Raw genomic sequence first — 14,230 nt, 5'->3', positions numbered from 1 at the left:
TCACGTTCACTGCGCGAGGTTCAGCTTCTGGATGATGGGCGCGTAGCGCTGGGCCTCGAGCGCCACGAAGCGCTGCATGTCTTCGGGCGTGCCTGCCAGCGACAGGAAGGACTGGTCGTCGAACTGGCGCTTGACCTCGGGCGATTCGAGCGCCGCGCGCACCGCCGCGTTCAAGCGCTTGACGATCTCGGGGGGCGTCTTGCGCGGCACCGAGAAGCCCGACCAGCTGCCGGCATCGAACCCCTTCATGCCCAGTTCAGCGGTGCTGGGCACCTGCGGCAAGGCGGGTGAGCGCACGGCGCTGGTGACGGCCAGGGGCACGACGGTGCCGTTGCGGATGAATTCGAGCGCCGGGCCGACGGCGATGATGCCCAGCTCGATCTGGCCGCCCGCGAGATCGGTCATCACGTTGGCGCCGCCCCGGTAGGGCACGTGCAGGACGTCGAGCTTGAAGTGGTCCTTCACCATCTCGAAGGCCAGGTGCATGGACGTGCCCACGCCGGGCGAGCCATAGGACAGCTGGGCGCCCTTGGCGCGCTCGCGCAACTGCGCGAAGCTGGACACGCCCAGCTTGGGCGAGACCATGATGACGTGAGGCGCGATGCTCACGCGGGAGATCGGCGCGAAGTCTTCGAGCGGGTCGTAGTCCAGCTTCTTGTACAGGCTGCGCGCCACGGCGAAGTTGCCGCCGTACATGAGCAGGGTCTGCCCATCGGGCTTGGCGCGGGCCACGCGCGCGGCAGCGATGTTGCCACCCGCGCCACCGATGTTCTCGACCACGATGGTCTGGCCCAGCTCGGCCGACATGGCCTTGCTCACCAGGCGCGCTACACCGTCGAACTGCCCGCCGGCCGAGAACGGCACGACGAGTGTGATCGGGCCATTGGGATAGGGGGTGGCGGCGCGCGACAGCAAAGGCCAGGTCGCGCCGGTGGCGATCATGGCCGCCAGCCACTGGCGGCGCGGGATCGGGTGGTGCATGTGTGTCTCCTCGTGTTCACGGTATCGGGACCGCCAGTGTGGACGGGCGCCGCCCCGGCGGCGATAGCGCAGCGCGCGATTTTCATAACGCCGCGGAATCGGGCGGGGCCATAACGCCGCGGCATCGAACGGCGCCGTTTGCTTATGAAACCCGCGCAACAGCGCTCCTACGATGCACGCCTTCACAGGAGACCCTCATGAACCAAGGCCGCTTCATCAGCCGCAACGCGCGGCATTTCCCCGACCAGCCCGCGATCATCTTCCAGGACCGCGTGGCCGATTTCCGCACGCTCGAAGAGCGCTCCAACCGCCTGGCCAATGCCCTGCTCGGCCTGGGCCTGCGCAAGGGCGACCGCGTGGCGTTCCAGATGTCGAACCGGCCCGCCATCGTGGAGCTGGAAGTGGCGCTCTACAAGGCCGGCCTCGTGCGCGTGCCGCTCAATGCGCGCCTGGCGCCCAGCGAGGTCGTGGACGTGATCGAGAACGGCGAGCCGCGCGTGTTCCTGGTGGGCGACTCGCACGTGGAATCGGTGCAGGCCTTGCGCGAGCGCCTGGGCCAGGTGGAGCATTTCGTGGGCGTGGGCACGCCGGTGCCGGGCTGGCACGACTACGAAGCCCTGCTCGCGGCGGCCGGCGACACCAATCCCGACGTGCAGATGCAGGCTGAGGACCTGGCGGTGCTGCACTACACCTCGGGCTCGACCGGCAAGCTCAAGGCGGCCATGCAGACCGTGGGCAACCGCCTGTCGCACCTGCGCAAGGTCGGCATGCACCGCATGCGCGTGGCGCCGGGCGACGTGCTGCTGCTCAGCGGACCGCTCACGCACGCCAGCGGCATGTTCCTGCAGCCCTTCCTGTACCAGGGCGGCGCGGTCCTGATCCAGGACAAGTTCGACCCGGACAGCCTGTTGGCCGCGGTGCAGCGCTGGCGCGTCACCTACACCTTCATGGTGCCGACCATGCTGAACCGGCTGACGACCCACCCGGACCTCGGTCGCTACGACATCAGCAGCCTCAAGCAGATCGCCTATGGCGGCGCGCCCATGGCACCGGCGCGCATCCGCGAGGCCTGGGAGAAGCTCGGGCCGGTGCTCTCGCAAGGCTATGGCGGGGGCGAGACCACGGGCGGACTGATCCTGTTCTCCACGCAGGACCACGCGGGTGCGGTGCGCGAGAAGCCCGCTCGCCTGGCGTCCTGCGGGCGGCCGATTGGCGAGTCCGAGGTGCGCGTGGTCAACGAGGCGGGGCAACTGGTGCGCGGCGACGAGGTGGGCGAGATCGTGGTGCGCGGCCCCGACGTGTTCGCGGGCTACTGGAAGGAGCCCGAACTGACGCGGCAGGCCTTCGATGCCGACGGCTGGCTGCACACGGGCGATCTCGCCAAAGTGGACGACGAAGGTTTCATCTACATCGTCGACCGCAGCAAGGACATGATCATCTCCGGTGGCTTCAACGTGTACCCGACCGAGGTGGAGCAGGCGCTGTACGCCCACCCGGCGGTCTACGAGGCCTGCGTGGTCGGCGTGCCCGACGACACCTGGGGCGAGGCGGTGAAGGCGGTGGTGGTGCTGCGCCCGGGGGCGCAGGCCACCGAGGCCGACATTGCACAGCACTGCCGCGACACGCTGGCGGATTTCAAGAAACCCCGCTCGGTGGATTTCGTGGCCGAGCTGCCGCGCAACCCGAACGGCAAGATTTCGCGCAAGGCGGTGCGTGAGCCATTCTGGGCCGGGCAGGAGCGGCGGGTGGGGTGAAGGCTCAGGACTTGCGCATGCCCAGCAGCCAATCGGAGCTGCCCCCCAACTGCTGGGTCAGGTTGATCGCAGCTTCGCGCACCGCGGCCGTGTGCGATGGCAGCACGGTTTCCGCAAAGCGGCTGGACGGACCGGAGATCGCAATCGAACCAACCACCTTGTCGCCCGGTCCGAACACGGGCGCGGCCAGGGCGGCGATATCGGGCTCGCGCTCGCCGACCGAGAAGAACACGCGCGTCGAAGGCCAGTGCGCGGGGTCGCCGTCGAACTCCACCAGCACGCGGCCTGCAGCACCTTGCGTGAGCGGCAGCACCTGCCCGGCGTAGATGTGGTCGCGCACCGAGTGGCGCGGGTCGACGCGAAACAGGCACAGGCGCACGTCGCCCTCGCGGCGAAAGTAGGAAGCGCCTTCGCCCGTGAGCTCGACCAGGCGGTTGAGCACCGGCACCACGTGGTCTTCGAGGCGCAAGGACTGGCGGTAGACGGTGCCCCAGGTCATCACGGCGTGGCCGAGTTTGTAGGTGGCGTCGGGCAATTGCTGCACGCAGCCAAAGCGGATCAGCGAGACCAGCAAGCGCAGGATCGTGCTCTTGTAGAAGCCCGTGCGGTTGGCAATCTCATGCAGGGTGAGGGCCTGGTCATCGATGCGGAACGCATTCATGATGGTCAACGCACGCTCGACCGCGGCAACACCGTCCTTGTTGTCTGTCATGTTCTGTGAGGTTGGGTCTGGTACGCCCGCTGCGGCCGCGCGCAACGATGTCTCGGCGGCACCCATTCTAGGCGGCCGTCCGCGCCATGCCAGCCGGACCATCAATTGCCCGTGAAGCGCGGCTCGCGCCGCTCGCGCACCGCAGCCAGCCCTTCCTGGAAGTCGGTCGTCTTGCCCAACCAGGCCTGCTCGGTCATCTCGCGCTCCAGCGCCATCTCGATCTCGGGGAGCAGGCCACGGCGGTGGGTCGCGCGGGTGGCGCGCAAGGCCAGCGGGCCGACACTGGCGAGTTCTTTCGCCAAGGCCATCGCGGCGCCGTGCACCTCGGCCTGCGGCACGACCTTGTCGACCAGTCCCATGGACAGCGCGGTCGGGCCGTCTATGGTGCGGCTGGTGTAGAACATCAGGGCGGTGTTCTGCCGGCCGATCAACCAGGGCAGCGTGGCGGTCAACCCGAAGCCAGGGTGAAAGCCCAGCTTGGTGAAATTGGCGCTCAGGCGGGTTTCGGGGCAGGCCACGCGGAAGTCGGCCACCAGCGCCAGACCGAGCCCGCCACCAATGGCCGCGCCGTGCACGGCGGCGACGATGGGCTTGCCAGTCTTGAAGATGCGCAGGGCTTCGCGGTAGGTGTGGCGCTGCGGGTGCACTGGCACCGCACCTGGCGCGTCCTTGTTGGCCAGGTTGGCGCCCGCGCTGAACGACTTGCCTTGCGCGCGCAACACCACGGCGCGTACCTCGGGGTCCGCGTCGAAGGCTTCGCAGGCATCGGCCACGCGGGTGATGAGGTCCAGGTCGAAGAAGTTGTGCGGCGGGCGGCGCAGCTCGATCACGGCCACGGCGCCGTCGCGTTCAATGCCCAGGTCTTCGGTGGATGTGGTGGAAATCGTCATGGTCAGCACACCTCGAACAACGCGGCAGCGCCTTGGCCGCCGCCCACACACATGGTCACCACGACGTACTTGACGCCACGGCGACGGCCTTCGATCAGCGCATGGCCCACCAGGCGCACGCCGGTCACGCCATAGGGGTGGCCGACGGCAATCGCACCGCCGTTGACGTTGAGGCGGTCGTCGGGAATGCCGAGCTTGTCGCGGCAGTACAGCACCTGCACCGCGAAGGCTTCGTTGAGTTCCCACAGGCCCACGTCTTCCAGACGCACGCCGGCACGCTCCAGCAGGCGCGGCACGGCGAACACCGGGCCGATGCCCATTTCGTCGGGCTCGCAGCCGGCCACGGCGTAGCCACGGAAGATGCCCAGCGGGCGGATGCCGCGCTGCTCGGCAAGCTTGGCGTCCATCACCACGCAGGCGGCGGCGCCGTCGGAGAATTGGCTGGCGTTGCCGGCGGTGATCACGCCGTTGGGCAGCACCGAGCGCAGCTTGCCAATGCCTTCGAGCGTGGTGTCGCCGCGGATGCCTTCGTCGCTGTCGATGGTGACTTCGCGGCGCTCGATGTGGCCGGTGGCCTTGTTCTCCACGGCCTTTGTCACGGTCATGGCCACGATCTCGTCGTTGAACAGACCGGCAGCCTGCGCAGCAGCAGCGCGCTGCTGGCTGCGCGCGCCGTACGCGTCTTGGAGGTCGCGGCCAATCTTGTAGCGCGTGGCGACGTTCTCGGCCGTCTGCAGCATGTTCATGTAGGTGTCGGGGCGGTGCTGGACCAGCCACGGGTCCAGGCGCATGTGCTGGTTGAGTTCGTTCTGCACGCAGGAGATGGACTCGATGCCACCGGCCACCATCACCGGCACGCGGTCGACGATCACGCGCTTGGCGGCGTTGGCCACGGCCTCCAGGCCCGAAGCGCAAAAGCGCGTCACGGTGGTGCCGGCCGCGGTCACGGGCAGGCCGGCGCGCAGCGCGATCTGGCGGGCCACGTTGCTGCCGGTCGTGCCTTCGCCGAGCGAGCAGCCGAAGTAGACGTCTTCCACTTCGGCCGGTTCGATACCGGCACGGCGCACGGCCTCTTGCACCACGTGGCCACCGAGTGTGGCGCCATGGGTCATGTTGAAAGCACCCTTCCAGGACTTGGCCAGTCCGGTGCGCGCCGTGGAAACGATCACCGCTTCATTCATCTTCATTCCTTGGTGTGTTCTTCTGCAATGGATAGACCGGGACTGCGCGGGTCGCGTCAGTCGAGGCCCAGGTTCTGTTCGGCGCGTTGCACCAGCAGCGGCGCGGGTTCCTTGAACCAGCTGTCGCCCCGGCTGCGGATGCGCTGGATGGCGCGCACGACGCTGGACAGGCCTACGGTCTGCGCGGCCATCATCGGACCACCGCGCCAGCGCGGGAAGCCATAGCCATGCAGGTACACGAGGTCGATGTCGGACGCGCGCGCGGCAATGCCTTCTTGCATGATGTAGGCACCTTCGTTGACCAGCGCGTAGATGCAGCGCTCGACGATTTCCTCGTCGCTGAAGGTGCGTGGGGTGCGCCCGGCGCTGGCGAAATGCTCGGCGATGAGCGCATCCACCTCGGGGTCGCGCAAGGCGTTGCGCTGGCCCGGCACGTACTTGTACCAACCCTTGCCGTTCTTCTGGCCCAGTCGACCGGCTTCGAACACCTTGTCGGCCAGCGGGCTGCGGCGCGCGTGGGCGTCTTCGGCGTACTGGCGCTGGCGAATGGTGTAGCCGATGTCCAGACCGGCGAGGTCGCTCATGCGGAACGGGCCCATGGCCATGCCCCACTTCTCCAGGGCGCGGTCGATCTGCTGGGGTGAGGCGCCTTCTTCGAGCAGCACCATGCTCTGCTCCAGGTAGAAGGTGATCATGCGGTTTCCGATGAACCCGTCGCAAACGCCGGAGACGATGGCCACCTTGCCGATGCGCCGCGCGAGCTGCATCACGGTGTTGAGCACGTCGGGCGCGGTCTGCGCGCCACGCACCACTTCGAGCAGCTTCATCACGTTGGCCGGGCTGAAGAAGTGCATGCCCAGCACATCGGCCGGGCGCTGTGTGAAGGCGGCGATGCGGTCGACGTCCAGGCGCGAGGTGTTGGACGCAAGGATCGCGCCGGGCTTCATGACCGCGTCGAGCTTCTTGAAGACGTCTTCCTTGACGTCCATGTTTTCAAACACGGCTTCGATCACGAGGTCGGCATCGGCGATGGCGCTGTACTCGGTGACCCCGGTGAGCTGGGCCATGCGCTGCTCCATCGCTTCGGCGGTGAGGCGCCCGCGCTGCACCGTGGCCTCGTAGTTGCGGCGCACGTTGGCCAGGCCGCGTTCCACGTCGGCGTCGGATCGGTCGAGCAGGATCACCGGGATGCCGACGTTGAGGAAGGCCATGGCGATGCCGCCGCCCATGGTGCCCGCACCGATGATGGCCACGCGGCGGATGTCGCGCACGGGCGTGTGGCTCGGCACGCCGTCCACCTTGGACGCCAGGCGCTCGGCGCGGAAGATGTGACGCATGGCGCGCGAGTATGGTGCCTGCTCCAGCGTGGCGAACGCCTCGCGCTCCAGGCGCAGGCCGTCTTCAAACGGTTTGTCCACCGACGCGGCCACTGCGTCGATCACACGCAGCGCGGCGGTGTCGCCGCCCTTGAGCTTGGGGCGCACGGTGTTGCGCGCCACTTGCAGGAAGCTCTGCGCGTAGGGCTCGTCCACCTTCAGGTCGCAGGTGCGGCGCGGTGGCACGCCGGCGTCCACCACCTCCATGGCGACGGCGCAGGCCTGTTCGACCAGGTTGCTGGCGACCACACGGTCGAACAGCGCGGTGTCCATCAGGCGTTCGGCGCGCACGGCCTCGCCGGTGAGCATGAGGTTCAGTGCCCATTGCAGACCGGTCAGACGCGGCAAGCGTTGCGTGCCGCCAGCACCAGGCATGAGGCCGAGCTTGATCTCGGGGAAGGCGATCTGCGCATCGCTCAGCGCCACGCGGTAATGGCACGCCAGCGCGATCTCCAGACCACCGCCCATGCAGATGCCGGCGATGGCGGCCACCACCGGTTTGCGGCTGTTTTCGATCTCGCGGATCAGCGTGAAGATGTTCGGGTCTTGCGCGGCCTTGGGCGTGCCGAGTTCGGGAATGTCGGCGCCGGCACAGAAAGCCTTGTCCGTGCCCGCGAGCACGATGCCTTGAACGCACGCGTCGGTGAGCGCGCGGTCGAGCGCAGCGGCGAGGTCGCGGCGCAGTTCGTAGGCCAGTGCGTTGACGGGCGGGTTGTTCAAACTCAGCACCGCAATGTGCCGGATCTGTTCGTATCGGACGAGGGTCATCGGGGGAGGTCTCCTGCACCAGACGTGGCGCGATGGGGGGTGATGGAAGGGCGCAAGCGATGCCAGTCGGTGCTGCGCTGCAAAGCGGCACCGACCTGGATCAACAAGGCCTCGCTGTGGGGCCGGCCGATCAGTTGAACGGCCAGTGGCATGCCGCGGCTGTCGCGGCCCACGGGCAAGGACAGCGCGGGCAGGCCGAGGTAGTTGATGGGACGCGTGAGGCGCGTCATGTCGCGCGCGATGCGGTTCATCGCCGGGTCGTTCTCGGCCGACACGTCGTCCAGGCGCGGCACGGGGATCGCGATCACCGGGGCCACGAGCACGTCGGCGTTGGCGAACACCGCGTCGCAGAAATCGGCCAGCGCGGGCGCGCGGTAGCGTTGTGCGCCCACATAGTCGGCCGCGCTGAACTGGGCGCCCTGCTCCAGGCGTTCGAGCACGGTGGGCGAATAACGCGCGGCGTGCGGCGCCATCCAGGGCCGGTGCGCGGACGTCGCCTCGGACATGATGATCACGCTCGCGTTGGCGTTCGCCTGCGGCAGGCCCGTGGGGGTAACCGGGGTGATCTGCGCGCCGAGCCCGCGCAAGGCAGTCAGCGCGTCTTCGAGGCCGCGCGCCACGTCGGCGTGGATGTCGTCGACGAAGTAGCGGGAGGCCACGCCGACCCGCAGGCCCGCGGGCAGCTCGTGGGCGGTGGCCAGGGTGCGCGTGCCTGCGATGGCGTCGAGCACCAGCGCGCAGTCGCGCGCGCTGCGGGCGATCGGGCCTAGCGTGTCGAGCGAGTACGACAGGGGCACGCAGCCACTCGCGTCCACCAGGCCGTGGGTGGGTTTGAGGCCGGTGACGCCGCAGCACGCAGCGGGCACGCGGATCGAGGCCGCCGTGTCGGAACCGATGGACGCAAAGTTGATGCGGGCGGCGACCGACGCGGCCGAGCCGCTGGAGGAACCACCGGTGACGAAGTCGGGGTTCCAGGGGTTGCGCACGTGGCCGCGCGCCCAGTTGTGGCCGGTGGGGTTGTAGGCAAATTCGGAGAGTTGCACGCTGCCCAGATCGACCGCGCCCGCCACCTCCAGGCGCGAGAGCACGCCGGCCTGTTGCGTCTGCGGCGGCACGGGCACCTGCGAGCCACACCAGGGCGCGCGGTGCGGGCGGAAGAGCAGGTCCTTGTGCGCCAGCGGCACGCCGTGCAAGGCGCCACGCACTACGCCACGCTGGCGTTCCTGGTCGCGCTGCCCGGCCTGGGCGCGCGCGCGGTCTTCGTCCCACTCGGCAATGGCGTGGATGACGGGGTCGACGCGGCGCGCTTGGTCCAGCAAGGCGTCGAGCAGATCCACCGAGCGGATGCTGCCCGCGGCCAACGCGGCGCAGGTGTCTTCGAGCGAGCTGTGTGCAAGGCTCATGGCTTGGACTGGCGCAGGAGTTCGCGTGCGAAGGCGTCGGGGCCGCTGTCGACCGGCAACAGGGCAGCGACGGGCCGCGCCATGGCCAGGATCGACTGCACGGCCGCCTGCCGCGCGGCGGTGTCGGTCGGCGGCGGGGTGTGAGGTGGTGGGGATGCGGGCATGGAACTCATGGTGTGCAAGGTTCGGTGTGCAGCAAGGCGCAGTCGGCCAGTGCCAGCGACACCGGGGTGAAGGCTTGCGCCAGCGCGCCGGCCGCGACCAGCGCCCACGCCGGGCGCTCCCGCAGGCAGAAGTGCACAGGCGTTTGCCACGGAGAGGCGTTGCGCACCAGCTGTGCCCAGCGCGCGGCGGCCGCAGGGTGTCGCACATCGGTGAGCAGATCGGCGAGCGCGTGCGGGTCCGGGGTGTCCAGCGCGGACGCGGCCACCGCAGGGAGGTACGGGCTTTGGGTGCCATCGCCCCCGCCGGCCAGCCCCGGGCCATCGCGCAGCACGGTGCCGCGCACCTGTGTGGCGCGCGCGGCGGTGGCCAGCAAGGCGACATACGCGCCCAGGCCTCGGCCGACCAGCGTGCACGGGCCCACGGCGTCGAGGGCAGTGACCACCTGCACCATCAGGGCCTCGCAGGTGTAGCCGCCGCCCACCGGCGTGGACGACTGGCCATGGCCGGCGAAGTCCAGGGCGTGCACCGGCCCCGGCCAGCGGTGGTAGTCCTCGGGCACTTGCGATGGCGAGCACTCGCCCAGGCCGTGCAAGAGCAGCAGTGGCCCGCTCGTGTGCCCGGGCGCTGGCGCGCGCAAGGTGTGCAGGGCCAGGCGCAGGCGGCCCAATGGCAAGCACTGCGTCATGGTTTCTTCAAAAAATTCAGCACGCGCTGTGCCGTGGCTGGCGGTGCTTCGATGTGCACGAAATGACCGATGTCGGTCCAATCGTCGACCTGCGCGCCCGGTGGCAGATGCGGCTCGATCTCGCTCAGCGCCACTTTCCAGCTGATGCTTTCGCGCACGCCGCCGACGATGGCCAGCAGCGGCGGCGACATGCCGCAGAGGCGCGGCAACATCCATTGCGAGGGGTGCGGGCCGATCAGGGGCGCGACGGCGCGTGGGTCGTGCTTCCAGCGCCAGCCTTCAGCGGTGTCGCACGCGCCCTGGTCGACCAGGTATTCGATCCAGGCCTGGGGCAACCTGGGATTGGCCTTGGCGCGCTGCGCCACGAGCGCCGCGCGCGTGGGCATGCAACGGGCCTGGCCGTCGGTGTGGCGGGCGATCCATTTCTGCAGGCCCTGCTCCGTGAGCAGGCCGTTCCACAGGTCTTGTGCGGCCAGACCGGGCGAATTGAACGACAGGCCGTCCAGCAGAACCAGTTGGGAAAAACGCCAGGGCAGGGCCTGCACGGCCCAGCCGAGCAGCGAGCCGCCTTTGCTGTGTCCGATGGCGGGCATCGGTGCGCTGCTGCAGCTGGCGGCCACGGCCATCAGGTCGCGCACGTCGGCCTGCCAGCTGTAGAGGTCGGTGGGGTCGGAATCGCCATGGCCGCGCTGGTCCCAGGCCACCGCGCGCCAACCGCCCTCGGCGAGCGCCGGGCCGAGCAGGTCGAAGCCGCGCGCGAAGTCACCGATGCCGTGCGCCAGCAAGACGGGGGGCGCGTCGGACGCGCCCCATTCGCACACGTGCAGCCGCACGCCGTGGGCATCGACGACGCGCTCGCGCTCGGGTGCGCGCGCGCCGGGGAAGGTGGCGGTCATGCGGCGGGGTTCGTCCGGGGAGGAAAAGGCCGGGGCCTTATTGCGGCGTGATGCCGGCGGCGTTGGCCACCTTCTTGAAGCGCTCGAACTCTTCCAGCTGGAACTTTCGCATCTCTTCAGCACCCAGGTCCAACAACTCGGTGTTGTTGTTCTTCGCATACTCGCGGGCCAGGTCGGTGTCCATGATGCGGGCCAGCGCATCGGCCAGCTTCTTGCGGATCGGCGCCGGGGTGTCGGCACGGACCACGAAGGACGACCACACGTAGTTCACGAACTCGGGGTAGCCCGCTTCGCGGGCGGTCGGCACTTGCGGGAAGTCGGGGTGGCGCTTCTCGGCCGTCATGGCCAGCGGGCGGATCAGATTTCCACGGATGGCCGCTGAGCCGCCGACCACATCGGAGATGACGAAGTCGATTCGGCCACCGGCCACGTCGGCATACATCATGGCCGAGTCCTTGTAGGGAATCACGTTCACTTTGATGCCGGCCATGTTGGAGAACCACTCCAGAGCGAGCTGGTATCCAGCGGTGAAGGCCCCGGCGTTGAGCGGTTCTTTGGCGGCCTTGGCCTTGGCCACGAGTTCCTGCAGGCTCTTGATCGGCGAGCCCGGTTGCACCGAGATCATGGTGACGCCGCGCGTGGTGCCCGACAGTGGGGTGAAATCCGCGATCGGGTCGTAGCGCAGGTTCTTCATCACCAGCGGCGTCACCACCAGCGGCGTGTTGCTGCCGATGAAGATCGTGTAGCCGTCGGCCGGCGCAGACTTGACCGCGTTGGCGGCAATCACGCCACCCGCTCCCGTGCGGTTGTCGATCACAAAGCTGCCGCCGAGCTGTTTGCCCAGTTGCTCACCGAAGAAGCGTGCGGCGCTGTCGCCACCGCTCCCGGGCGCCGACGGCACGATGATGCGAACCGGTTTGGAGCCCGGGTATTCATCGGCCTGTGCACTGGCGAACGGAGCCACCAGCAACATCGCCGACGAGACGGCAAGCGCGAACCAATTTCTCATGGAAGTTTCCTCAAAGTGTTGGAGGGGGGTTGAAAAAACGTTATTCGCTGAACGCGGTCAGCGTGGGCCACAGCGCATCGGGGCCTTGCTGCGCGACCAGCTCGCCCAGACGGCGTTGCCACAGCACTTCGGCGCCGAACTCGTCGCGCCAGGCCCACAGGCGGCGCGTCGAGAAATGCAGGCGGTGTTCGCGGGTGATGCCCATCGCGCCGTGCACCTGGTGTGCGATCTCGGCGCTCAGGCCGGCCGCCTCGCCGGCACGGGCTTTGGCGATCGCCACCGGGAAAAGGCTCAGGCCGTTGGCGCAACCGTGCACGGCGAAATCCACCGCGGCCTTGGACGCCGCCACGTGGCCGGCCATCACGGCCAGCATCTGCTGCACCGCCTGGAACTTGCCGATCGGGCGGCCGAACTGCACACGCTCGTTGGCGTACAGCAGCGACAGCTCCAGGGCGCGTTCCATGGCGCCGGTCATCTGCACCGCGCGCATCAAGGCGCCGTCGAATTCGAGCTGTTGGCGCGCACCGGGGACCGCGCGGGCCGCGACCACCGAGGCGCCGTTGAACGACAAGTCGACCCGAGGCTCGCCCGACAGGTTGCGCGTTTGCTCGCCCACCATCTCGGGCGCCAGGCGGACCAGGGCCACCACGTCTTCACCGGCCTGCTCGGCCACCACCACCGCGTGGCCGCACACGTTGCCCCAAGGCACGCGGTGCGCGGTGCCTTCGATCGACCAGGCTCCCTCGCCACCGGCGATCGCGAAGCGTTCGCCCCGCACCGGCGCCACCGTCAACGCGCCTTCGGGCACGTCGATACCGGCACTCACCAGCAGGCGGCCGGCGAGGTAGGTTTCCACCAGCGGCACGGGCAGCGTGTGGTACGCGCTGCGGTCCACGATGTACATCAAATCCGACAGATCCAGACCCACGCCGCCGGCGTCTTCCGGCAGGGCGGCCAGCACCAGGCCAATCTCTTCCAGGCCACGCCAGACGGCAGCGGGCCACACGCCCTGCTCGGCCGCCTCCAGCACGTCGCTGGTGCAGGTTTCTTCGCTCAGGCGCGCCAGACTCTTGCCCAGCTCTTCACACAACTCGTTCATCGCAGACCCAGTCCGCGGGCGATCATTCCGCGCAAGATTTCTCGTGTGCCACCGCGGATCGTCGCGGCCGGTGCGCGCAGAACAGCGCCGCCCAACATGTCGTCAAAGCTGTTGCCCTTGCCCATCGTGGATTCCGAGGGGATGAGCTTGCGCGCCACTTCCGGAATCTCGCGCTCAAAGGTGGTGCCGATGTCCTTGACCAGCGCGGCCTCGACGATCGGTTGTTCGCCGCGTTGCAACTTGCCGGCGATGGAGTTCGACATGAAGCGCAGGGCCGCCAGGTGTGCCACGAAGCGGCCCATTTCGCTGGCCGCGTGCGCGTCGGGCTGGGGGCCGAGCTTGCGCATGGTTTCGAGCAGCACCGCGTACACGCTCATGAAGCGGTCGGGCGCGGAACGCTCGTAAGCCAGTTCGCCGGTAACCAGTTGCCAGCCCTCGCCAGGCTGACCGAGCACCATCTCGTCGGGTACGAAGTGGTCGTCGAACACCACTTCGTTGAAATCGTGACCGCCGTAGAGGTTGTAGATCGGGCGCGTGGTCACGCCGGGTTGTGACATGTCGACGATGAACTGCGTCATGCCTTCGTGGCGCGCCTCGGTCTTGGGCGCGGTGCGCACCAGGGCGATCAGGTAATGCGCGCGGTGCGCGTTGCTGGTCCAGACCTTGGTGCCGGTGATGCGCCAGCCGCCGTCCACCCGCACGGCGCGGGTGCGCACCGCGGCCAGGTCGGAGCCGGAGTCCGGCTCGCTCATGCCGATGGCGAAGTAGCACTGGCCGGTAACGATGCGCGGAATGATCAGGCGGCGCGCGTGTTCCGTGCCGTGGCGCAGGATTTGCATGCCGCTCTGGCGGTCGGCGATCCAGTGAGCGCCCACCGGCGCCCCACCAGCGATCAACTCCTCCATCACCACGTAGCGCTCCAGGTTGGACATGCCCTGGCCACCGTATTCGCGGGGGAACACCAGGCCGATCAACCCTTCTTCGCCGCAGCGGCGGCTGAACTCGGCATTGAACGAGGTCCAGCTGTTGCGGATCGGATCGAAGGTGTGGCGCGAGCGCTCAAGGGCCAGGAACTGGCGAACGCGCTCTCTCAGGGCAGGCGCCGTGGGGGGCAACTCCACCGGATCAAAACGGAATTCAGGCATTGCAAGGCGCACAAGCCACAAGGTCAAAAGACCCTGTCAGCTTCTGTCATATTTCGTTGAACAGAACTTGACTCTAGCAAACAGAACTTCAAAGTCAATATACGTCTTATATAAACAACAAAAGCAGTGATTTTTTATTGTAAATTCTGTTTGATAGAACTATATT

13 protein-coding genes are annotated in these 14,230 nt (G+C 68.2%); 1 reads left to right on the top strand and 12 read right to left on the bottom strand.

Annotated elements, in window-relative coordinates; translation table 11 throughout:
• Positions 1 to 6: 6 nt before the first annotated feature.
• Entirely contained in the window at positions 7 to 981 is a 975-nt protein-coding gene (locus tag F9K07_RS03015) for a Bug family tripartite tricarboxylate transporter substrate binding protein (RefSeq protein ID WP_159589250.1), read from the bottom strand.
• A gap of 197 nt (positions 982 to 1,178) precedes the next feature.
• Between F9K07_RS03015 and F9K07_RS03010 the strand changes: the two genes are divergently transcribed.
• On the top strand, positions 1,179 to 2,735 hold the full coding sequence (locus F9K07_RS03010; RefSeq protein ID WP_159589248.1) for a long-chain-fatty-acid--CoA ligase: 1,557 nt from the start codon (positions 1,179 to 1,181) through the stop codon (positions 2,733 to 2,735).
• Positions 2,736 to 2,739: 4 nt separating this feature from the next.
• Here F9K07_RS03010 and F9K07_RS03005 read toward each other — a convergent pair whose 3' ends face one another.
• The 11 genes from F9K07_RS03005 to F9K07_RS02955 all read right to left on the bottom strand — a co-directional run bounded on the left by F9K07_RS03005 (position 2,740) and on the right by F9K07_RS02955 (position 14,064).
• Positions 2,740 to 3,447, bottom strand: a complete 708-nt coding sequence (locus tag F9K07_RS03005) for an IclR family transcriptional regulator (RefSeq protein WP_159589246.1) — start codon at positions 3,445 to 3,447, stop codon at positions 2,740 to 2,742.
• Positions 3,448 to 3,548: 101 nt separating this feature from the next.
• Positions 3,549 to 4,337, bottom strand: a complete 789-nt coding sequence (locus tag F9K07_RS03000; protein WP_159589244.1) for an enoyl-CoA hydratase/isomerase family protein — start codon at positions 4,335 to 4,337, stop codon at positions 3,549 to 3,551.
• A 2-nt stretch (positions 4,338 to 4,339) separates the two neighbouring features.
• A complete protein-coding gene (locus F9K07_RS02995) occupies positions 4,340 to 5,518 on the bottom strand; it encodes an acetyl-CoA C-acyltransferase (RefSeq protein ID WP_159596792.1) in 1,179 nt (392 codons plus the stop codon).
• Between the two features lie 56 nt (positions 5,519 to 5,574).
• Complete coding sequence (locus F9K07_RS02990; protein ID WP_159589242.1) at positions 5,575 to 7,662, bottom strand: 3-hydroxyacyl-CoA dehydrogenase NAD-binding domain-containing protein; 2,088 nt, start codon at positions 7,660 to 7,662, stop codon at positions 5,575 to 5,577.
• Positions 7,659 to 9,065 carry an amidase gene (locus F9K07_RS02985; protein ID WP_159589240.1) on the bottom strand — a complete coding sequence of 469 codons (1,407 nt, stop codon included), beginning with the start codon at positions 9,063 to 9,065 and terminating at the stop codon, positions 7,659 to 7,661. Before F9K07_RS02985 ends, F9K07_RS02990 begins: the two co-directional genes overlap by 4 nt.
• Positions 9,062 to 9,229 (bottom strand): hypothetical protein, encoded by a 168-nt coding sequence (locus tag F9K07_RS02980; protein WP_159589238.1) that lies wholly within the window; start codon positions 9,227 to 9,229, stop codon positions 9,062 to 9,064. The genes F9K07_RS02985 and F9K07_RS02980 overlap by 4 nt, the downstream gene beginning before the upstream one ends.
• A 5-nt stretch (positions 9,230 to 9,234) precedes the next feature.
• Complete coding sequence (locus F9K07_RS02975; RefSeq protein ID WP_159589236.1) at positions 9,235 to 9,915, bottom strand: alpha/beta fold hydrolase; 681 nt, start codon at positions 9,913 to 9,915, stop codon at positions 9,235 to 9,237.
• Positions 9,912 to 10,811, bottom strand: coding sequence for an alpha/beta fold hydrolase (locus tag F9K07_RS02970; RefSeq protein ID WP_159589234.1), 900 nt, complete (start codon positions 10,809 to 10,811; stop codon positions 9,912 to 9,914). Before F9K07_RS02970 ends, F9K07_RS02975 begins: the two co-directional genes overlap by 4 nt.
• A 37-nt stretch (positions 10,812 to 10,848) precedes the next feature.
• Entirely contained in the window at positions 10,849 to 11,820 is a 972-nt protein-coding gene (locus F9K07_RS02965; protein ID WP_159589232.1) for a Bug family tripartite tricarboxylate transporter substrate binding protein, read from the bottom strand.
• A 40-nt stretch (positions 11,821 to 11,860) separates the two neighbouring features.
• Positions 11,861 to 12,919: an acyl-CoA dehydrogenase family protein gene (locus F9K07_RS02960; RefSeq protein WP_159589230.1), complete on the bottom strand. Its 1,059-nt coding sequence runs from the start codon at positions 12,917 to 12,919 to the stop codon at positions 11,861 to 11,863.
• Positions 12,916 to 14,064, bottom strand: coding sequence for an acyl-CoA dehydrogenase family protein (locus F9K07_RS02955; protein WP_159589228.1), 1,149 nt, complete (start codon positions 14,062 to 14,064; stop codon positions 12,916 to 12,918). Before F9K07_RS02955 ends, F9K07_RS02960 begins: the two co-directional genes overlap by 4 nt.
• Between the last annotated feature and the right edge of the window lie 166 nt (positions 14,065 to 14,230).

It is taken from the genome of Hydrogenophaga sp. BPS33 (assembly GCF_009859475.1).
Taxonomy (GTDB): Bacteria; Pseudomonadota; Gammaproteobacteria; order Burkholderiales; family Burkholderiaceae_C; genus Hydrogenophaga.
The sequence above is the reverse complement of the archived record's forward strand: the minus strand, read 5'-3'. Positions and strand labels throughout refer to the sequence as shown.

Coding starts and splice junctions, on each gene's coding strand:
- F9K07_RS02995 (WP_159596792.1), bottom strand. CDS start 5,518: ATGAATGAAGCGGTGATCGTTTCCACGGCGCGCACCGGACTGGCCAAG.
- F9K07_RS02980 (WP_159589238.1), bottom strand. CDS start 9,229: ATGCCCGCATCCCCACCACCTCACACCCCGCCGCCGACCGACACCGCC.
- F9K07_RS02965 (WP_159589232.1), bottom strand. CDS start 11,820: ATGAGAAATTGGTTCGCGCTTGCCGTCTCGTCGGCGATGTTGCTGGTG.
- F9K07_RS02960 (WP_159589230.1), bottom strand. CDS start 12,919: ATGAACGAGTTGTGTGAAGAGCTGGGCAAGAGTCTGGCGCGCCTGAGC.
- F9K07_RS02990 (WP_159589242.1), bottom strand. CDS start 7,662: ATGACCCTCGTCCGATACGAACAGATCCGGCACATTGCGGTGCTGAGT.
- F9K07_RS02955 (WP_159589228.1), bottom strand. CDS start 14,064: ATGCCTGAATTCCGTTTTGATCCGGTGGAGTTGCCCCCCACGGCGCCT.
- F9K07_RS02975 (WP_159589236.1), bottom strand. CDS start 9,915: ATGACGCAGTGCTTGCCATTGGGCCGCCTGCGCCTGGCCCTGCACACC.
- F9K07_RS02985 (WP_159589240.1), bottom strand. CDS start 9,065: ATGAGCCTTGCACACAGCTCGCTCGAAGACACCTGCGCCGCGTTGGCC.
- F9K07_RS03010 (WP_159589248.1), top strand. CDS start 1,179: ATGAACCAAGGCCGCTTCATCAGCCGCAACGCGCGGCATTTCCCCGAC.
- F9K07_RS03005 (WP_159589246.1), bottom strand. CDS start 3,447: ATGACAGACAACAAGGACGGTGTTGCCGCGGTCGAGCGTGCGTTGACC.
- F9K07_RS03015 (WP_159589250.1), bottom strand. CDS start 981: ATGCACCACCCGATCCCGCGCCGCCAGTGGCTGGCGGCCATGATCGCC.
- F9K07_RS03000 (WP_159589244.1), bottom strand. CDS start 4,337: ATGACGATTTCCACCACATCCACCGAAGACCTGGGCATTGAACGCGAC.
- F9K07_RS02970 (WP_159589234.1), bottom strand. CDS start 10,811: ATGACCGCCACCTTCCCCGGCGCGCGCGCACCCGAGCGCGAGCGCGTC.